At 65.8% G+C, this 17,538-nt stretch carries 20 protein-coding genes; 10 read left to right on the top strand and 10 right to left on the bottom strand.

Annotated elements, in window-relative coordinates:
- Window position 1: 1 nt before the first annotated feature.
- Entirely contained in the window at window positions 2-1,537 is a 1,536-nt protein-coding gene (locus A6F68_RS04580) for a TIGR00341 family protein (RefSeq protein WP_084001664.1), read from the bottom strand.
- A gap of 153 nt (window positions 1,538-1,690) precedes the next feature.
- Between A6F68_RS04580 and A6F68_RS04575 the strand changes: the two genes are divergently transcribed.
- From A6F68_RS04575 to A6F68_RS04565, 3 genes are read left to right on the top strand one after another with little or no spacing between them, the layout of a single operon-like run.
- Window positions 1,691-2,890: a toxic anion resistance protein gene (locus tag A6F68_RS04575; protein WP_067676868.1), complete on the top strand. Its 1,200-nt coding sequence runs from the start codon at window positions 1,691-1,693 to the stop codon at window positions 2,888-2,890.
- Between the two features lie 4 nt (window positions 2,891-2,894).
- Window positions 2,895-3,659 (top strand): hypothetical protein, encoded by a 765-nt coding sequence (locus tag A6F68_RS04570; RefSeq protein ID WP_067676866.1) that lies wholly within the window; start codon window positions 2,895-2,897, stop codon window positions 3,657-3,659.
- On the top strand, window positions 3,659-3,964 hold the full coding sequence (locus A6F68_RS04565; protein ID WP_067676864.1) for a polyhydroxyalkanoic acid system family protein: 306 nt from the start codon (window positions 3,659-3,661) through the stop codon (window positions 3,962-3,964). The genes A6F68_RS04570 and A6F68_RS04565 overlap by 1 nt, the downstream gene beginning before the upstream one ends.
- A gap of 7 nt (window positions 3,965-3,971) precedes the next feature.
- Here A6F68_RS04565 and A6F68_RS04560 read toward each other — a convergent pair whose 3' ends face one another.
- Window positions 3,972-4,412, bottom strand: coding sequence for a DUF2721 domain-containing protein (locus A6F68_RS04560; protein ID WP_067676862.1), 441 nt, complete (start codon window positions 4,410-4,412; stop codon window positions 3,972-3,974).
- Between the two features lie 87 nt (window positions 4,413-4,499).
- Here A6F68_RS04560 and A6F68_RS04555 point away from each other — a divergent pair, with 87 nt between their 5' ends.
- Complete coding sequence (locus A6F68_RS04555; RefSeq protein WP_067676860.1) at window positions 4,500-4,970, top strand: MgtC/SapB family protein; 471 nt, start codon at window positions 4,500-4,502, stop codon at window positions 4,968-4,970.
- 6 nt (window positions 4,971-4,976) lie between these two features.
- Here A6F68_RS04555 and A6F68_RS04550 read toward each other — a convergent pair whose 3' ends face one another.
- Together A6F68_RS04550 and A6F68_RS04545 are read right to left on the bottom strand one after the other, a co-directional pair.
- Window positions 4,977-5,774, bottom strand: a complete 798-nt coding sequence (locus A6F68_RS04550) for an SDR family oxidoreductase (protein ID WP_067676858.1) — start codon at window positions 5,772-5,774, stop codon at window positions 4,977-4,979.
- Entirely contained in the window at window positions 5,771-6,934 is a 1,164-nt protein-coding gene (locus tag A6F68_RS04545; RefSeq protein ID WP_067676856.1) for an acyl-CoA dehydrogenase family protein, read from the bottom strand. Before A6F68_RS04545 ends, A6F68_RS04550 begins: the two co-directional genes overlap by 4 nt.
- 92 nt (window positions 6,935-7,026) lie before the next feature.
- Between A6F68_RS04545 and A6F68_RS04540 the strand changes: the two genes are divergently transcribed.
- Window positions 7,027-7,902: an alpha/beta fold hydrolase gene (locus A6F68_RS04540; RefSeq protein WP_067676854.1), complete on the top strand. Its 876-nt coding sequence runs from the start codon at window positions 7,027-7,029 to the stop codon at window positions 7,900-7,902.
- Here the strand turns inward: A6F68_RS04540 and A6F68_RS04535 are convergent.
- A complete protein-coding gene (locus tag A6F68_RS04535; protein ID WP_084001662.1) occupies window positions 7,892-9,229 on the bottom strand; it encodes a cation:proton antiporter in 1,338 nt (445 codons plus the stop codon). The two genes, A6F68_RS04540 and A6F68_RS04535, sit on opposite strands and share 11 nt — an antisense overlap.
- Window positions 9,230-9,416: 187 nt before the next feature.
- On the opposite strand from A6F68_RS04535, the gene A6F68_RS04530 reads away from it, so the two are divergent.
- Window positions 9,417-10,112: a hypothetical protein gene (locus tag A6F68_RS04530; RefSeq protein ID WP_067676852.1), complete on the top strand. Its 696-nt coding sequence runs from the start codon at window positions 9,417-9,419 to the stop codon at window positions 10,110-10,112.
- Window positions 10,113-10,139: 27 nt separating this feature from the next.
- Here the strand turns inward: A6F68_RS04530 and A6F68_RS04525 are convergent, their stop codons facing one another.
- Together A6F68_RS04525 and A6F68_RS04520 are read right to left on the bottom strand one after the other, a co-directional pair.
- Entirely contained in the window at window positions 10,140-11,288 is a 1,149-nt protein-coding gene (locus A6F68_RS04525) for a CaiB/BaiF CoA transferase family protein (RefSeq protein WP_067676850.1), read from the bottom strand.
- A gap of 2 nt (window positions 11,289-11,290) precedes the next feature.
- Window positions 11,291-12,064: a crotonase/enoyl-CoA hydratase family protein gene (locus A6F68_RS04520; RefSeq protein ID WP_067682045.1), complete on the bottom strand. Its 774-nt coding sequence runs from the start codon at window positions 12,062-12,064 to the stop codon at window positions 11,291-11,293.
- A 99-nt stretch (window positions 12,065-12,163) separates the two neighbouring features.
- Here A6F68_RS04520 and A6F68_RS04515 point away from each other — a divergent pair, with 99 nt between their 5' ends.
- The 3 genes from A6F68_RS04515 (at window position 12,164) to A6F68_RS04505 (ending at window position 15,186) form a co-directional block, all read left to right on the top strand.
- The gene (locus tag A6F68_RS04515) at window positions 12,164-13,417 is read left to right on the top strand and encodes an acetyl-CoA C-acetyltransferase (protein ID WP_067676849.1); all 1,254 of its coding nucleotides are present in this window, start codon (window positions 12,164-12,166) and stop codon (window positions 13,415-13,417) included.
- Window positions 13,418-13,492: 75 nt separating this feature from the next.
- A complete protein-coding gene (gene hppD, locus A6F68_RS04510; RefSeq protein WP_067676847.1) occupies window positions 13,493-14,608 on the top strand; it encodes a 4-hydroxyphenylpyruvate dioxygenase in 1,116 nt (371 codons plus the stop codon).
- Window positions 14,605-15,186, top strand: coding sequence for a VOC family protein (locus A6F68_RS04505; protein ID WP_067676845.1), 582 nt, complete (start codon window positions 14,605-14,607; stop codon window positions 15,184-15,186). The genes hppD and A6F68_RS04505 overlap by 4 nt, the downstream gene beginning before the upstream one ends.
- Here the strand turns inward: A6F68_RS04505 and A6F68_RS04500 are convergent.
- From A6F68_RS04500 to A6F68_RS04490, 3 genes are read right to left on the bottom strand one after another with little or no spacing between them, the layout of a single operon-like run.
- On the bottom strand, window positions 15,183-15,656 hold the full coding sequence (locus A6F68_RS04500; RefSeq protein WP_067676843.1) for a glycosyltransferase: 474 nt from the start codon (window positions 15,654-15,656) through the stop codon (window positions 15,183-15,185). The two genes, A6F68_RS04505 and A6F68_RS04500, sit on opposite strands and share 4 nt — an antisense overlap.
- Window positions 15,653-16,111: a glycosyltransferase family protein gene (locus tag A6F68_RS04495; RefSeq protein ID WP_067676840.1), complete on the bottom strand. Its 459-nt coding sequence runs from the start codon at window positions 16,109-16,111 to the stop codon at window positions 15,653-15,655. Before A6F68_RS04495 ends, A6F68_RS04500 begins: the two co-directional genes overlap by 4 nt.
- Window positions 16,108-16,689: a hypothetical protein gene (locus tag A6F68_RS04490; RefSeq protein WP_067676837.1), complete on the bottom strand. Its 582-nt coding sequence runs from the start codon at window positions 16,687-16,689 to the stop codon at window positions 16,108-16,110. Before A6F68_RS04490 ends, A6F68_RS04495 begins: the two co-directional genes overlap by 4 nt.
- Before the next feature lie 125 nt (window positions 16,690-16,814).
- Between A6F68_RS04490 and A6F68_RS04485 the strand changes: the two genes are divergently transcribed.
- Window positions 16,815-17,528, top strand: coding sequence for a polysaccharide biosynthesis/export family protein (locus A6F68_RS04485; protein ID WP_084001658.1), 714 nt, complete (start codon window positions 16,815-16,817; stop codon window positions 17,526-17,528).
- The last annotated feature ends 10 nt before the right edge of the window (window positions 17,529-17,538 follow it).

Raw genomic sequence — 17,538 nt, 5'->3', positions numbered from 1 at the left:
TTCAGTCCGACGTGTCGGCCCAGCGGGCCCGCAAGGGCGCGGGGCCGGATTCCGTCGCCGCGTCGATGCCCTTCTCGAGCAGCCACTCGTTGGCGGCGCTCGTCTGTTCGCCGGGCCCGACCAGCACGACCGGACGACCCGCACGTTCGGATGCCCAAGCAATGAGTTCCAGCGCCGCGACGCCCTCGCTGGACGGCTTGCCGTCCGCGAACGCGACCGAGGGAAGCGGGCCGGCCGGCGGTTGGAGCACGACGGTCCAGTCCGGCGCATCGGCGGCGATGCGGCGCTCCAGCGCGCGATAGGAGGCGAGCTGCGCACCGGGCAGCGGCCGGGCGCGCACGATCGCGCGGCGTTTGCCGCGGTCGAGCGTGACTTCGTCTTCGGAGACCCCCGCGACCAGCGCGAGCTCGCGCGACAGGGCCGAGGCCTTCGCGTTCTCGGCCGCTTCGCGCTGCGCCTGCGCCGCGGCAAGCTGCGCCGATTCCGCCGCCTGCGCGCCGGTACCGACGAGGTACTGGTTGATCCGCAGCTCGACCGGCTTTTCCAGCCGGGCCGACAGGGCGCGCTGGCCGCGCGCTTCCGCCTCGGCCTCGAGCTTCGGCGTCAGCACGGTCGCGTCAATCGTGACAGGTTCGGCTCGCCAGTCGATATCGACCTGGCTCAGGCGCGATCGCGGATCGAACAGGCCCTGGAGCTCGCCCCGGACCAGCCTCGCGCCGTTCGCTTCCCGGCCGATTTGGATCAGCGAATAGGCCAGCGGCACTGCGAGCGCGATGAAGACCATCGTCACCGCCAGGTTCTGCAGCATCGTCTGGCGCTGGGTCAGGTCGGCGCGGAAGCCGTAGAGCCGCGCCATCACCATCGCCGTGAGCGCGATCGTGATCGCGTTGGTCACGAACAACAGCAGCGAGCCCCAGAACACCGTGCCGTTGAAGGTCGCCATGCCGTAGCCGACGACCGCCAGCGGCGGCATGAGGGCGGTCGCGATCGCGACGCCGACGATGGCCCCTTCCTTGCCGCGGATCATCGCATAGGCACCTGCGAGCGCCGAAAACAGCGCGACGAGCAGGTCGAACAGGTTGGGCCGGGTACGGCTTGCGATCTCGCTCGTGACGGTCTGGATCGGCGACAGGAACACGATCAGCGCGCAGAGCAGGATGGCCATGAGGCTTCCGGCGACAAGCGCCTTGGCCGACTTGCGCAGCCATTCGTAGTCGCCGATCGCGAGCGCGAATCCGAGGCCGATGATCGGGCCCATGAGCGGGGACAGGAGCATCGCGCCGATCACCACGGCGGGGCTCGAGAGCAGCAACCCCAGGACCGCGATGCCGCCGCTCATCGCGGTCATGAACATGTAGCGGGGCGACAGGTAGGCTTCCTCGCGCCGGCGCGCGATCACTTCGGACTGGTCGATCTCGATGACGATCTGTCGCCACCAGCGGCGCAGGCTGACGATGACCCGTCCGAATGCGATGCCGTGCGGCTCGCCCGTCTCGGCACGCAGCGACTGCGATGGCGTATCGACCCGTTCTTCCATGCCTTCGTCTAGTCTGCCCGCGCGCCCTGGGAAAGCCTCGCATGCATTGGGCGGGTGCACGGTCCGCGCCAACCCGCTATGCATGCTTGCGAAAACCCCTTGTGCTCCGGCGCAGCTGTCCTAATTAAGTAACACACCACGCCTGAGGATCCCATGGCCGAGACGAAAACCGCTACCGCCGTCGAACTCGAACTGACCCCGCCCGACCCGGTGCCGGTCGTCGCCGCCGAGAAGGCCTCGGGCCTGGTGCCCGTTTCGGAGGAAAAGAAGTCCAAGCTCGAGGAAAAGGCCGACGCCTTCGTCGCCGACCTCGTCGCGCAGGATGCGAATTCGCCCGAATTCGGCAAGAAGGTCGACCAGATCACCAACATGGGCCGCAAGGAGATCATGGCGGCGGCGGGCATGTCCAACCGCTTCCTCGACCGACCGGTCCGCGCGATGGACAAGGACGAGGGCGTGGGCGCCAACCTCGCCGAACTGCGCCGCGTGGTCGAGGACCTCGATCCCGGAAAGCGCGGCGCCAAGTCGGGTCCCCGCAAGATCCTCGGGATCATCCCCTTCGGCAACAAGCTGACGAACTATTTTCGCAGCTACCAGAGCGCGCAGACGCACATCCAGTCGATCCTCGGCAACCTCTCCAGCGGCAAGGACGAGCTGCTGATGGACAACGCCGCGATCGACGTCGAGCGGCAGAAGCTGTGGGAGGCGATGGGCAACCTCGAGCAGATGATCCACATCTCGAAGGTTCTCGACGAGAAGCTGGAGGAAAAGGCCGCCGACCTCGACGCGACCGATCCGGCGAAGGCCAAGGCGATCCGCGAGACCGCGCTGTTCTACGTCCGCCAGCGGACCCAGGACCTGCTGACGCAGATGGCGGTGTCGGTGCAGGGCTATCTCAGCCTCGATCTCGTCAAGAAGAACAACGTCGAGCTGGTGAAGGGCGTCGACCGCGCCAGCACCACCACCGTCGGCGCGCTGCGCACAGCCGTGACCGTTGCGGAAGCGATGACCAACCAGCGGCTCGTGCTCAACCAGATCACCGCGCTCAATACGACGACGGCGAACATCATCGACAGCACATCGACGATGCTGCGCGAGCAGACCGGGAAGATACACGAACAGGCCGCTTCGAGCACGATCCCGATGGAGACGCTCCAGCGCGCGTTCCAGAACATCTACGACACGATGGACGAGGTCGACGCGTTCAAGCTGCGCGCGCTCGACAGCATGAAGCAGACGGTCGAGGCGCTGTCGGGCGAAGTCGAGAAGTCGAAAGGCTATATCGCCCGCGCCGAGGGCCAGGCCAAGGCGGCCGCCTCGTTCGAGGAATCGAAACTGCTGACCGCGGAGTGATCCATTGGGCGACCTGACCCGCCAGTCCGACCGCATCATCGGGGATGCGCGCAGCGTGCGCGACGACAACCGCGCCGGCGGTCGTCATCGGCGTGTCGCGCCGATCGGCCAAGGGTCCGCCCGGCTGCGCGCGAAGCACGCCAAGACCAAGCTGGTTCAGATCGTGATCGGGATCGTCGGCATCCTCGTCGCGGCCGGGGTGGCAGGAGCGATCCTCAACGGGATCGGCTTCTGGGGCATCATGATCGTGGCGCTGACGATGTTCCTGCTGTTCGGCGGGGTCGTGTCGCGCAAGATCAAGGTCCCGCAACGCGCCGAGATCAACAAGGGCAACGTGCAGCAGATGGTCGCCAAGACCGAGCTGTGGCTCGAACACCAGCGCCCCGCGCTTCCGCCGCCCGCCGCGGCGATCGTGAGCGACATGGGCGTCCAGCTCGATGCGCTCGGCCTGCAGCTCGAAGGGATCGACCAGAACCACCCCAAGGCACAGGAAATCCGCAGCCTGGTGGGCGAGCAGCTTCCCGGGATGGTCGACAGCTACCGGCGCATCCCCGCGCATATGCGGACCGAGGAACGTGGGGGGGCGACTCCCGACCAGCAGCTCACCGACAGCCTCAAGAAGATCAGCGGCGAGATCGATTCGATCACCCGCCAGCTTGCCGAGGGCAACCTCGACGACCTGGCAATCAAGAGCCGTTACCTCGATTACAAGTACGGCGGCGAGGATGTCGCCCTTCCTGCCCCCGACCGAAGCAAGGATATCGCCTGATGCGCGTCGCCATTCCCCACCAGCTCGACAACGACGAAGTGCGCCGCCGGATGAAGGCGAACACGGCGTCGATCGGCGACAGCATTCCCGGTGGCGGAGTCGTTACGACCGCCTGGCCGAGCGAGGACCGGATGACGATGGATATCGGTGCGATGGGCCAGTCCCTGCGCGCCAACGTCGATCTCGAACCGGGCCAGGTCGTGCTCAACGTCGACCTGCCGCCCGCACTCGCCTTCGTCGAGCCGATGATCGCCGGGGCGATCCGGAGCCAGGGCGACAAGCTACTGGCGCCGCCCAAGCCCTGACGGCGGCCTAGAGCCGCCGCTCGCGCTCGAGGAATTCCTCTGGAATCCGCAAGGCTTCGGACGCGGCCTGCGTCTCGCGCAGGAACAGCACCAGCGCCCACATCATCAGCACTACCGCGAGCAGGAACGTCCCGGCGGCGACGCGCTGCAGGTTCACCGCGAACAATTCCTCGAGGAACAGCACCGCGACGGTGATCCCGGTCGCAAGGCCGCTGGTGACGAGCATCCGCAATGCCCGGCCGATCAGGTGGATACGACGGTCGACGATGCGAATTTCGCGCACGACCATGTCGTGGTCCATCCCTTCCGTTTCGCCATGGCGTCCCTGCAGCGCACGGCTGCGGTCGACGACCCGGCCGAGCCGTGTCGAGAGCAGGTTCATGATGTTGCCGATCGCCACCAGTACGAACACCGGGGCGAGCGCCAGCTGGATGGTCTGCGCAATCATGCACCGGGAGATAGGCGTGCCCGCCATCGCTGGAAACAAATTGCGACTTGAAGCGCTGAAACGGCAGGCTTTGGACCACGAGGGACGATGGAACTCAACGCGCCGATCCTGGCTCACTGGATCGATTACGACCTGCTGGCGCGACTTGGCATAGCCGCGATCCTCGGACTACTGCTGGGACTGGATCGCGAGCTTCGCGGGCTGGCGGCCGGCATGCGTACCCACGGACTGATCTGCTTTTCAGCAGCGATCATGACCGTCTCGATCCTTGCGCTCTACACGCAGCTCGACGGCCAGCGGATGGACCCGCTGCGCATTTTCGAGGCCACCGGCGCGTTCATCGGCATCATCGGTGCAGGTTTGATCGTATTCAGCAAGGGCTCGGTGAAAAACCTGACCACCGCTGCGCACCTCTGGCTGGCAGCCGTCATCGGGATCGCCTGCGGCGCGGCGCTGTGGCCGCTTGTGGTCATCGGCTCGGTGATCTCGGTGGTGATGCTCACCCTTCTGCGTGTGGTCGAGCGGCAGTTCTTTCCCGGCGAGGACGTGACCGACTGAGATTGGTCAGACGAGGCCCTTGGCGATATCCATGCGGCCCGCATCGCCCACGCTGCTGCCCCCGTCGACGTCGAGGATCGTGCCGGTGATGTAGGCCGCCGACGGAGACGAGAGGAAAACCGCGGCCTCGGCGATCTCGTCGATCTCACCCCACCGCTTGAGCGGGATGCGATGCTCGCTCGCCTGCCGCAGTGCGGGGTTGGGGGCGAGGCGCGCCATCCCTTCAGTCCCGTCGATGGGTCCCGGCGAGATGCCGTTGACGCGCACGTCGGGTCCCCATTCGATCGCCAGCGTGCGGATGACCTGATTGACCCCGGCCTTGGCCGCGCAGGCGTGCACCTGCAGCGCCATCGCCTGCTCGGCCTGTCCCGCAGTGATCGCGATCAGGCTGGCCGGCTTGGCCAGCAGGTCGTGGGACGCGCGGAAAGTATTGAAGGTGCCCAGCAGGTCGATGTCGACCACCGTCTTGAACGCATTGGCCGACATGCCGAGCGCCGGCGCGAGGAAGTTGCCCGCCGCGCCCGCAACGACGATGTCGAGCGGACCGAAGCGATCGCTGACCTGCTCGAGCGCACCGCGGATCGCGGCATAATCGCGTACGTCGGCGCTCAGGCCCATCGCGTGGTGTCCGATCGCCTCGGCGGCGCGCACGGCCTTGTCCGGATCGCGCCCGCACACTGCGACGTGCGCTCCCAGCGACGCGAACCGCTTGGCGATGCCGAGGTTGATCCCGCTGGTGCCGCCGGCGACGAACGCGACCTTGCCTTCGAGCAGGCCGTCGCGGAACGCCGAGCCGCCGCTCACATCGACCTCGCGATGAGCATCTTCATGATCTCGTTCGATCCGCCGAAGATGCGGGTGATGCGGCTGTCGCGGTACATCTTCGCGATCGCGTATTCGTTGATGTAGCCCCAGCCACCGTGGAACTGGAGGCACTTGTCGACCACCTCGCCCTGCAGCTCGGTCACCCAGTACTTGGCGATCGAGGCGGTGGTGACGTCGAGCTCGCCCTTCAGCACCTTTTCGATGCAGTCGTTGACGAAGACCTTGGCGGCGGTCGCCTTTGCCTTGAGGTCGGCGAGGACGAACTGCGTATTCTGGAAGTCCCAGATGGTCTTGCCGAAGGCCTTCCTCTGCTTGACGTACTCGACCGTGGTGTCGAGCGCCTTCTCGATGGTGGTCATCGCGCCGATGGCGATCACCAGCCGCTCCTGCGGCAGTTCGCCCATGAGCTGGTAGAACCCGCGCCCCTCGACCCCGCCCAGCACGTTGTCGCCCGGGATGAAGACGTCGTCGAAGAACAGTTCGGAGGTATCGGCCGCGTCCTGCCCGATCTTGTCGAGCTTCTTGCCGCGGCGGAATCCTTCCGCGCCCTCGGTTTCGAGGCACATAAGGCTGATGCCCTTGGCGCCTTCCTTGGGATCGGTCTTGGCGACCACGATGATGAAGTTGGCGAGCTGGCCCGACGAGATGAACGTCTTCGCGCCGTTGAGGCGATAGCCGTTGCCGTCCTTGATCGCGGTCGTGGTGATGTTCTGGAGGTCCGACCCTGCGCCCGGCTCGGTCATCGCGATCGCGCTGATGAGCTCGCCCGAGACCAGCCTGGGCAGCCACTTCTTCTTCTGCTCCTCGGTGCCGTGGCGCACGACGTAGGGCAGGATGATCACGTTGTGTAAGCTGGCGGCGAACCCGTCGACGCCCTTGGCCGCCTGCTGTTCGAGCACCACGAGGTCGTGGCGGAAATCGCCACCGTGGCCGCCGTATTCGACCGGCACGGTCATGCCGAGCAGGCCCGCCTCGCCCGCCTCGCGCCAGAATTCGGCTTCGACCTGCCCGTCCTCGCGCCATTTCTCGACTCGTTTCTGCGGGGCGTGCTGTTCGTAGAACTTGCCGACGGCATCGCGGAAGATCGCAATCTCCTCGTCTTCCATGAAAGCGGGATCGGGAACGTCGACGACAGGCATGACTGGCTCTCTCCGTGATTCTATGGTTCACGCGAGCGTATCAGGCGGGTAGCAATCCGCAACGGATTTTGACGCTTACGTTAAGGGCAACGATGATCGAGCAGGGACCGACAAGCCAGAGCTACATCTCGCAGCGTACCAAGCTGCACTACGCCGACTGGGGCAACCCGGACGCGCCGCCGCTGATCCTGCTGCACGGCGGGCGCGACCACTGCCGCAACTGGGACTGGACGGCCGAGCGCTTCCGCAAGGACTGGCACGTGATCTGCCCCGACCTGCGCGGCCATGGCGACAGCGAATGGAACAACAACGGCGTCTATTCGACGATGGGCTATGTCTACGACCTCGCCCAGCTGATCCACCAGCTCGGCCTCGCCCCGGTGACGATCGTCGCGCATTCGCTCGGCGGCAATATCGCCACCCGGTACACCGGGCTCTATCCCGACAACGTCCGCAAGCTGGTGACGATCGAGGGCCTCGGTCCCAGCCCCAAGATGATCGCCCAGCGCCGCGAGCGGCCCTACGGCGGCCTGTGGACAAGCTGGATCGACAAGAAGCGTGAGGCTTCGTCGCGCTCGGTGCGCAAGTACGCGACCTTCGAGGACTGCCTTCAGCGCATGCGCGAGGCGAACAGTTACCTGAGTGCCGAACAGGCGCGCCACCTCACCCTGCACGCGGTCATGCGCAACGAGGACGGAACCTTCAGCTGGAAGTTCGACCCCCACCTCCACGCCTGGCCGCCCGACGACGTGCCCACGAAGGGGCAACACGCGCTATGGGCCGCGATTACGTGCCCCACGCTGATGATCTACGGTGCGGATTCGTGGGCCAGCAACCCGGAAAAGGACGGGCGGCTGGCGCACTTCGGCCCCAACGTGAAGGTCAGCGAATACGAGCGCGCAGGGCACTGGGTACACCACGACCGGTTCGAGGATTTCGTGGCGGAGGTCGGCGCCTTCATCGCCTGATGGTCGGAACCGTATCGTCCGCTTCGGACGTCGGCATCCCGATTGAACGGTAATGCGCGCCGAGCCGCTTCAGTGCGGGCGTCACCAGCACGCCGTGCATCAGGATCGATGCCGCGATGATCAGGCCGAGCGTGCCCCACAGGCTGTATTCGTAGTCGAAGGTGCCGTGGTTGAAGCCGTAGCTGAGGTAGTAGACCGACCCCAGCCCGCGGATGCCAAAGAAGGCGATGATCGCCAGTTCCAGCGGCGGCCGCTTCACTCCGAGAAGGCCGATCCAGCCCGCCAGCGGACGGATCACCAGCAGCATCACGGCGGCGAACAGCGCTTCCTCCCAGCCGATGTCGGCCAGCAGCCCGCCCGCGATCATCCCGCCGAACAGGAGCAGGAGCAGCATCATCATCAACCGCTCGGACTCGTCGGCGAAATCGTGCAGCTTGCGGTTGAAATCATCCTCCTGCGATGCCCGACGGATCGCCAGGCCCGCGACGAACACCGCGAGGAAACCGTACCCGTGCACGAATTCGGTCACGGTATAGACGACCAGCGTCGCGCCGAGCGCGATGAACCCGTCACCGGTCCGAGACAGCGAGGTATCCCCAGGCAGGCGGTAGATGATGTAGCCCACAAGCCATCCCAGCCCCGCCCCCACCAGCGCGCCGACCGACAGCTTCCACAGCACGTCCTTAAGGGCCCAGTCGGCGAGTAGATCCAGCGTCAGCCCGCCGGCAGCGGCGATCGCGATGGCGAGGTGCACGAAGGGGAACGCGAGCGCATCGTTCAGACCCGCCTCGCTCGTCAGGGCGAACTTGGCCTCGGCCTCATCCTCTTCCTCGTCGTGTTCGATCTGGACATCGCCCGCGAGCACCGGATCGGTGGGCGCGAGCGAACCGCCCAGAAGCAGTGCCGTCGCCAGCCCCAGCCCGAGCAGCGTGTGGCCGAGCAGCATGACGAGCGCGATGGTGATCGGCATCGCGATGCCCAGCAGCCGCCAGGTCACGTTCCAGCGCCGCCAGCTAAGCGCACGCTCGATCTTCAGCCCGCCGCCCATGAGGGAAACAATCACGATCAGCTCGGTCGCGCGCTCGACCAGCTTGGGCGTCTTGTCGGGGTGCGGCGCCCAGGCGGAGAAGGGCTCGAGCGAGAACACGGCGATCCCGATCCCGACACAGATGATCGGCAGCGACAGAGGCAGCTTCTTCAGGATGAGCGGGGCCCAGGCGACGAACAGGATCAGCGCGCCGAGCCCGAACATCAGCTCGAAGTAATGCTGCCCGACCCGCGGTGCCTGCGCGGCGATCGTCGCGGCTTCGGACAGAACGGGGATCATGGTGGCTCCGGACGGATGAGATTTCCGCGCGGAGGCGGATCGGATGCTGAACGGATGGGAGATGCATTGGTGCCGCATCGACAGCGCACGACCTACTGCCTGAATTTTGCCGGTTTTCCTGAGCTGCCGCTTGTTGCACGATGAGCACCGAGGCCATGCAAGCCGACGTAGGGGGGGGGGAGCGCGCGTGCAGGAGACTGAAACCGCCGAAGCGAGGCCGCGGCGCCCCGCGAACGGCTATTACACGATCCTGGCGGGCATCATGCTCGCCCTTGGACTGCTCGCTTTCTCGGACAATCTCGTCACCGATGTCGGCCAGCGCAGCAACAGCGATCCATGGCTGGTGATACATGGCCTGTTCGCGTTCGCGTGGATGGCCGCGTTGGTTGTGCAAGCGAACTTCGTAAGGAAGGCCAATCTGGCCCGGCACAGGAAGGTCGGGCCTTGCGTTTTCGCCATCGGCGCAGGGCTGGTCGTTTCGACCGCCTACCTGTTCTACGCGGGCTTCGAGGGATTCGGATCGATGGAGGCGACGGTTCTTGCGAACCGGATCGTTCTGCCGATCTTCGCCATCGCACTCGTCTACGCGTGGCGAATGCGATTCGTTGCCGCCTGGCACAAACGGCTCATCGTGCTGGGCACGATACTCACGCTTTCACCGATCCTGTTCCGCGTGCTCGGGGGGGCGCTCGACATCCTCTTTCCGGGCCTGTCGACCGGTATCGATACCGTATTCATCATCGTGGTCGGAAGCGTCTGGACCGCGATCCTCGCATCGCACTGGATCTACGATCTCAAGGTGCTGCGCCGAGTCCACCCGCTGACCATCGGGGCGACGGCGACCGTCTATGGCGTATACGCCTTCGTGTTCGCGGTCGCGTGATCGCGGGCTGGGCCCACGGTCACGCCGTCACGCGACCGTTCCCGCCTCGCGCAGCCCCGCGATCTCCTCCGCCCCCAGTCCCAGCGCCCCCAGCACCTCTTCCGTCTGGTCGCCCGGCATCGGCGCGGGCTCGGGCGTCGCGGTCGCCGTCCCCGAATACCTTGGCGCGGGCGCGGGCTGCATCGCGCCGCCGACGTCCACGAACGTCCCGCGCGCCTTGTTGTGCGGGTGCTCCACCGCCTCGCCCATGGTCAGTACCGGGGCGTAACAGACGTCGGTGTGTTCCATCAGGGCGTCCCACTCGTCGCGGGTTTTCGTCCGGAACAGGGCCGCGAGCTTGTCCTTGAGCGCAGGCCAGCCCTTGCGATCGTGCTGGGCATCGAAGTCGGTGTCCTCGGCCAGCCCGGCGATCCGGCGCAGCTCCGCGTAGAACTGGGGCTCGATGCTGCCGATGGACACGAACTTGCCGTCGGCGGTCTCGTAGGTGTCGTAGAAGTGCGCACCGGTATCGAGCATGTTGGCGCCCAGCTCCTCCGACCACACGCCCATTGCCTTCATTCCGTGCATCATGCTCATCAGCACCGCGGTGCCGTCGGTCATCGCGCAGTCGATCACCTGGCCCTGCCCCCCACGCGCCACGTTGAGCAGCGCGGCGGTCATCCCGAAGGCGAGCATCATCCCGCCGCCGCCGAAATCGCCGACCATGTTGATCGGCGGGGTCGGCTTGCCGCCCGCGCGCCCGAAATGCGCGAGCGCCCCGGCAAGCGCGATGTAGTTGATGTCGTGCCCGGCCCACGGCGCATAGGGCCCCGTCTGCCCCCACCCGGTCATCCGGCCGTAGACGAGCCTGGGGTGGTCGGCGAGCAGCTCGTCCGGCCCAAGCCCCAGCCGCTCCATCACCCCGGGACGGAAGCCCTCGATGATCCCGTCGGCGCTGCCGCAGAGCTTTCGTGCGAGCGCGACACCCTCCGCACTCTTGAGATTTATCGCAATCGACTTGCGCCCGCGCGCGAGCACGTCCTTGCTGGTGACCGGCTGCGATCCGCCGCGCGAACCGGACGCGCGGTCGATGCGGATTACCTCGGCACCGTGGTCGGCGAGCATCATTCCGCAGAACGGCCCCGGGCCGATCCCCGCGAACTCGACGATGCGGATGCCTGCGAGGGGGCCGGCCACGCCTACTTGCCCTTCCAGTTCGGCGCGCGCTTCTCGGCGAAGGCAGCCGCACCTTCGCGCGCATCCTCGCTGACGAAGACGGGCGCGATCAGCTCGGCCTGGCGCTTGTAGCGCTCGTCCATCGGCCAGCCGCGGGATTCCTTGACGATCGCCTTCGACACCCGCACCGCAAGCGGCCCGTTGGCGGCGATCTTCGCCGCGAGTTCCAGCGCGCCGTCGAGAGCCGACCCTTCGACCACCCGGTTGATCAGGCCCAGTTCGTAGGCGCGGGCGGCGTCGATGAAGTCGCCGGTCAGGGCCAGTTCCATAGCGATACGCTCGGGGATCTGGTCGGGCAGCATCATCACACCCCCGGCAGCGGCGACGAGGCCGCGCTTGGCCTCGGGGATACCGAATTTCGCGCCCGCGCTCGCCACAACGAGGTCGCAGGCGATCATCAGTTCGAGCCCGCCGGCAAGGGCATAGCCTTCGACCGCCGCGATCAGCGGCTTCTTGGGCGGTGCCTGCACCACCCCGCCGAACCCGCGCCCTTCGACCACCGGGGATTCGCCGCGCAGGAAGCCCTTGAGATCCATGCCCGAGCAGAACGTGCCGCCGGCGCCCGTCAGCACGCCAACGCGCAACGCGTCTTCGGAATCGAGCCGGTCCATTGCCGCCGCAATTCCTTCGGCCGCGGCCTTGTTCATCGCGTTTTTCGCATCGGGGCGGTTGATCGTGACGATCAGCACGCCGTCGCGGACTTCGGTCAGCACGTCTTCATTTGCGGTATCCGGCACGCCCACTCTCCCATTTCGCTTTGCAACTGGTCTTGTGCCGTTTGTCGGCAAGGCTTACGTTTCCGTCAACCCGATTCCAGAACCGAGAGGATAACGAACATGGGCGAGGCCTACATCATCGACGCGGTGCGCACCCCCCGCGGCATCGGCAAGCCGGGCAAGGGCGCGCTGTCGCACCTGCACCCGCAACACCTTGCCGCCACGGTCCTTTCGGCGATCAAGGAGCGCAACAACCTCGACACCGCGACCGTCGACGACATCGTCTGGTCGACCAGCAGCCAGAACGGCAAGCAGGGCGGCGATCTCGGCCGGATGGCGGCGCTTTCGGCGGGCTACGACGTCAAGGCCAGCGGCACCACGCTCGACCGCTTCTGCGGGGGCGGCATCTCATCCGTGAACTTCGCCGCGGCCAGCGTGATGAGCGGCATGGAAGACTGCGTGATTGCGGGCGGCACCGAGATGATGAGCTACACCGCCGCGCACGCCGCCGAGCAGGCCAACGCCGGCCTGCCGCCGCGCCTGATGGGCTCGGGCCACGAAGCGCTCGACGAACTCCACCCGCAGAGCCATCAGGGAGTCTGCGGCGATGCCATCGCCACCATCGAGGGGATCAGCCGCGAGGATCTCGACGCGCTCGCGCTGGTCAGCCAGCAGCGCGCGGACCGCGCGATCAAGGAAGGCCGCTTCGACAAGAGCGTGGTGCCGGTGAAAAATCCCGACGGTACGATCGCGCTCGACCGCGAGGAGTTCCCCCGGCCCGAGACGACCGCCGAGGGCCTCGCTTCGCTCAATCCCAGCTTCGCCAAGATCGCCGATTTCGAAATCGGCGGGACCACCTTCCGCAAGCAGATCAATCGCCGCTATCCCGACCTCGAGATCAAGCACTTCCACCACGCGGGCAACAGCTCGGGCGTGGTCGACGGTGCCGCGGCGCTGCTGATCACGTCGCCCGAATACGCGCAGAAGAACGGCCTCAAGCCGCGCGCGCGGATCGTCGCCTATGCCAACCAGGGTGACGACCCGACGCTGATGCTCAACGCCCCGGTCCCCGCGGCGAAGAAGGTGCTCGAGAAGGCCGGCCTCACCAAGGACGACATCGACGTGTGGGAGATCAACGAGGCGTTCTCGGTGGTCGCCGAGAAGTTCATCCGCGACCTCGATCTCGACCGCGAGAAGGTCAACATCAACGGCGGCGCGATGGCGCTGGGACACCCGATCGGCGCGACCGGCTCGATCCTCGTCGGCACCGCGCTCGACGAACTCGAGCGGTCGGGCGGCCGCTACGGACTCATCACCATGTGCGCCGCGGGCGGCATGGCTCCGGCGCTGATCATCGAGCGTATCGCGGACTGACCGCACACCTTTGACACAGGCCTCTCCGGCTGGTAAATAGTTTCAAACGAAACTAGCATCCAGCCGGAGACTCTCATGGCCGACCTGTTCGAAAACCCAGCCGGTCTCGACGGTTTCGAGTTCGTCGAGTTCTGCGCGCCTGAGAAGGGCGTGCTCGAGCCGGTGTTCGAGGCGATGGGCTTCACCCGCGTCGCCCAGCACCGCTCGAAGGACGTGCACCTCTGGCGGCAGGGCGGGATCAACCTCATCGCCAACTACGAGCCCAGAAGCGCCGCGTGGTTTTTCGCCCGTGAGCATGGCCCGTCGGCCTGCGGCATGGCGTTCCGGGTCCGCGATGCGCGAAAGGCCTACGCGCACCTGCTCGAGAAAGGCGCCGAGCCGGTTGCAGTCGAGACCGGGCCGATGGAACTGCACGTTCCCGCGATCCGCGGCATCGGCGGCGCTATCCTCTACCTCGTCGATCGCTACGCGGACGAGAATGCTGAAGGATTGACCATCTATGATGTCGATTTCGACTACCTCCCGGGTGTCGAAATTCATCCGGAAGGCGCCGGATTCGACCGCATCGATCACCTCACGCACAACGTCTACGGCGGCCGGATGAAGTACTGGGCGGACTACTACGAAACGCTCTTCAACTTCCGCGAAATCCGCTTCTTCGACATCAAGGGCGAGTACACCGGACTCACGTCCAAGGCGCTCACCGCGCCCGACGGGAAGATCCGCATTCCCCTTAACGAAGAGGGCAAGAGCGGCGGCGGCCAGATCGAGGAATTCCTGCGCGAATTCAACGGCGAAGGCATCCAGCACATCGCGCTCATCTGCGACGATCTGGTGGCCGCATGGGATAGGCTCAAGACGTTCGGCGTGCCGTTCATGACCGCGCCGCCGGCGACCTATTACGAGATGCTCGACGAGCGGTTGCCCGGCCACGGAGAGGACGTAGAAGCGTTGAAAATGCGGGGGATCCTGCTCGATGGTACGACCCTTAATGAAGACGGCTCGGTCGGCCAGCCGCGCCTGCTCCTCCAGATCTTCGCGCAGGCGCAGGTCGGGCCGGTGTTCTTCGAGTTCATCCAGCGCAAGGGCGACGAGGGCTTCGGCGAAGGTAACTTCAAGGCGCTGTTCGAGAGCATGGAGCGCGACCAGATCCAGCGCGGCGCGCTCAAGGTCGAGGAGCCGGCACAATGACCGCCCATCCCGTCAAGCACCCCGTTTCGCTTGGGGGCATCCACCACGCCGCATACCGCTGCAAGGATGCGAAGGAGACCGTCGAATGGTACGGCCGCGTCCTCGGCATGGACTACACGACCGCGTTTGCCGAGGATCACGTGCCCTCCACCGGCGCCTACGATCCCTACATGCACGTCTTCCTCGACGCGGGTAACGGCAACGTCCTGGCGTTCTTCGAACTGCCGCACCAAAAGGACATGGGCCGCGACGAGAACACCCCCGCGTGGGTCCAGCATCTCGCCTTCAAGGTCGCAAGCGAGGAGGAACTTCTCGCTGCCAAGGCGCATGTAGAGGCACAAGGGATCGAGGTGCTCGGGCCGACCCACCACGGCATCTTCAAGTCGATTTATTTCTTTGACCCCAACGGCCACCGGGTGGAACTCGCCGCCGATATCGGCACCGACGAACAGTATGCCGAGCTCAAGCGCGTCGCACCGATGATGCTCGACGAATGGTCGCAGACCAAGAAGGCGCCGCGCCACGCCGACTGGCTTCACCAGATTGCCCGCGAGCAGAATGGGATCGAAGCGAACTAGCGCCCGCTGACGAACTCCGAGACCGCAGAGATCAGCCCGGGGAGTTCCGGCGAGTGTCCCGGCTCGAGCGGAGCCAGCGCCGGCCCGGTCAGCAATGCCGAAAGCGTGGCGTCGTCCCACGCGACGTGAATTCCCCTGCGTCCGGCCATCGCCTTCGCTGTGGCCCGTTGATGCTCGTTGCGGTGCTCGCCCAGAGCGGCGACGCGCGGGTACAGTATCAGCGGTTTGCGCGCCCTGGATGCAGCGAGGATCGTGCCGATGCCTGCATGGCTGACTACGACATCCGCTTGCGCGAGCATCTCGGCGAAGGGCTGAGGTTCGATGAATTCGCGCTGTTCGAGCGCGCGGGCCCCCGCAAGGTTTCCGCACGTCTGCGCGACGACGCGGAGACCATGCTTTTCGGCGATCCGGTCCAGCGCCCGCAGCATCCTGGGGAACGGCAATTGGGTTCCGGCGGTGGCAAGGATCACAGCACGGCTCCGCGATATTCCGCGCCCGTATCCTCCGCAACGCCCGGCCATTGGGTGAGCCAGCGATCGCAATGTCGGCGCGCCAGCCGGCCCGCCATGGAAGGCTCTTCGGCGTTGGCGATGCTGTCGATCCACATCGTGCGCGCCCCCAGCCGCCGACCGAGGAGCACGGCGAAGTACCCGGGCAGCGCACCCGTGGTTACGATTACATCGGGCCGGACGCGAATGAGCACCGCAGCGACCGCGGCAAGGCAAAGAAGGGATCGGACTTTCTGATTGCGGTTGCAATCGGGCACGATCAACGCCCTGACGCCAAACTGCTCGGCAAGTCCAGGAAGGGTCGTGACGTAATTGACTTCGTGGCCAGCAAACGATGGCGACAGCGCCATCAGTTGTTCCCAGTGGCCCCCACCCGAAGCGACGGCGAGAACCCGGTTGGCCTTCCCCGCGGTCATCGGCCGTCTCGCGCCTGGCGAGAACGGGTGATGGAGGAATGACCGCCCGCCCTGCTCGATTGCATCAGGACGATGCGAGTGAGGACGGCGCTGGCCAGCACGATACCGGTCAGCCCCAGATCGATAATCCAGTTGAGGTGAATTGGCTTGGCATAGAGAAGCCTGTCGATGGCATGGAATGATACGATGCGCAGCATCGACAGCCAGACCATTCCTGCCCCGGCCATGCTCGCCCACCACATGAGGCGTTCCGCGCGCCCCCTCATCCGCCGTCGTTGGGAAAGCAGTCCCAGCGCGGTCAAGCTGGCGATGATTGCCACGACGACAGCCAAAGGCGCCTGCCACGCGCTTCGCGTTTCATAGGCGCCATCGGTCCGTGCCGCGAGCCGTAGCCATTGCGTTACCGCGGCCTCGACTTCGAATGCCCGCGCGAGACCGAGAGCGACGAACAGTGCCGCCAGGGTCATCCATGCGGCAGACATGCGCCGCGGCCGGTGGGTCGCGATCGCCTTACGCGCCGCGACTACGCAAGCGGTCGCCGTCGCCCAGTAGAAGATGACTGCAAGGGCGCTCAACATTGTGCGATCGAACTACGAAGGACCATTGGACGGGATCAGGAGCGAGGTATCGAATTGGGCCAATCCGGTTGAATTAACCCTGCTGCCCGTCTAGAGGCGAGGCTCAAGAGGGAAGCAATACTTTTATGATTCATATCAGCGCAATGCGCGGCATTGTGGTGTCGCTTGTCTGCGCAGGCGCGCTTGGTGCGTGTGGCGCTACTCCCCCACCTGTCGTCGGTGTCATCTCTCCCGCATCTGTCGAAGCGGACGGGCAGCAGGCCTTTACCGCGGAATCGGCCCCGGCGGACTACCGGCTGCGGCCGTCCGATTCGATCGGTGTGACTGTGTTCCGCGAGCCGGAACTCTCGCTCGCCGCAACCCCGATCGGCGCCGATGGCTCAATCGCGCTCCCTCTTATCGGCTCGATCAGGGCCGAGGGACGGACCGCCGCCGAACTTTCCGGCGCGATCGAGAGCGAGCTGCGCCGCGGCTATCTCAACGACCCGCGCGTATCGGTGAACGTGCTGCGATACGATTCGCATCGCGTGACCGTCGAGGGGGCTGTTAAGACCCCCGGGGTCTACCCGTTCAACCCCGGCTCTCGCCTGTCTTCGGCCATAGCCCTTGCCCAGGGGCCGGACCGCGTGGCGAAACTCGATCAGATCGCGATCTTTCGTCCGACTACCGCGGGGATGACTGTCGCGAAATTCGACTACCGTGCCATTCAGGAAGGCACGATGATCGATCCGATCATCCAACCGGACGACCGCGTCGTTGTCGGCACTTCCGGCTTGTCGCAGTTCTGGCAGGATACGCTCAAAGCCATCCCGGTCTTCGCCCTTTTCACCCGTATCTAAAGCAGTTCGA

Source organism: Tsuneonella dongtanensis (assembly GCF_001698205.1).
Taxonomy (GTDB): domain Bacteria; phylum Pseudomonadota; class Alphaproteobacteria; order Sphingomonadales; family Sphingomonadaceae; genus Tsuneonella; species Tsuneonella dongtanensis.
Note: the sequence above shows the minus strand (reverse complement) of the source record. Positions and strands in the feature narration are given on the sequence as shown.

Bases quoted from the DNA above. Each gene is read 5' to 3' on its own strand.
- A6F68_RS04580 (WP_084001664.1), bottom strand. From the start codon at position 1,537: ATGGAAGAACGGGTCGATACGCCATCGCAGTCGCTGCGTGCCGAGACG.
- A6F68_RS04485 (WP_084001658.1), top strand. From the start codon at position 16,815: ATGATTCATATCAGCGCAATGCGCGGCATTGTGGTGTCGCTTGTCTGC.
- A6F68_RS04490 (WP_067676837.1), bottom strand. From the start codon at position 16,689: ATGTTGAGCGCCCTTGCAGTCATCTTCTACTGGGCGACGGCGACCGCT.
- A6F68_RS04540 (WP_067676854.1), top strand. From the start codon at position 7,027: ATGATCGAGCAGGGACCGACAAGCCAGAGCTACATCTCGCAGCGTACC.
- hppD (WP_067676847.1), top strand. From the start codon at position 13,493: ATGGCCGACCTGTTCGAAAACCCAGCCGGTCTCGACGGTTTCGAGTTC.
- A6F68_RS04535 (WP_084001662.1), bottom strand. From the start codon at position 9,229: ATGATCCCCGTTCTGTCCGAAGCCGCGACGATCGCCGCGCAGGCACCG.
- A6F68_RS04515 (WP_067676849.1), top strand. From the start codon at position 12,164: ATGGGCGAGGCCTACATCATCGACGCGGTGCGCACCCCCCGCGGCATC.
- A6F68_RS04575 (WP_067676868.1), top strand. From the start codon at position 1,691: ATGGCCGAGACGAAAACCGCTACCGCCGTCGAACTCGAACTGACCCCG.
- A6F68_RS04505 (WP_067676845.1), top strand. From the start codon at position 14,605: ATGACCGCCCATCCCGTCAAGCACCCCGTTTCGCTTGGGGGCATCCAC.
- A6F68_RS04545 (WP_067676856.1), bottom strand. From the start codon at position 6,934: ATGCCTGTCGTCGACGTTCCCGATCCCGCTTTCATGGAAGACGAGGAG.
- A6F68_RS04565 (WP_067676864.1), top strand. From the start codon at position 3,659: ATGCGCGTCGCCATTCCCCACCAGCTCGACAACGACGAAGTGCGCCGC.
- A6F68_RS04560 (WP_067676862.1), bottom strand. From the start codon at position 4,412: ATGATTGCGCAGACCATCCAGCTGGCGCTCGCCCCGGTGTTCGTACTG.
- A6F68_RS04555 (WP_067676860.1), top strand. From the start codon at position 4,500: ATGGAACTCAACGCGCCGATCCTGGCTCACTGGATCGATTACGACCTG.
- A6F68_RS04495 (WP_067676840.1), bottom strand. From the start codon at position 16,111: ATGACCGCGGGGAAGGCCAACCGGGTTCTCGCCGTCGCTTCGGGTGGG.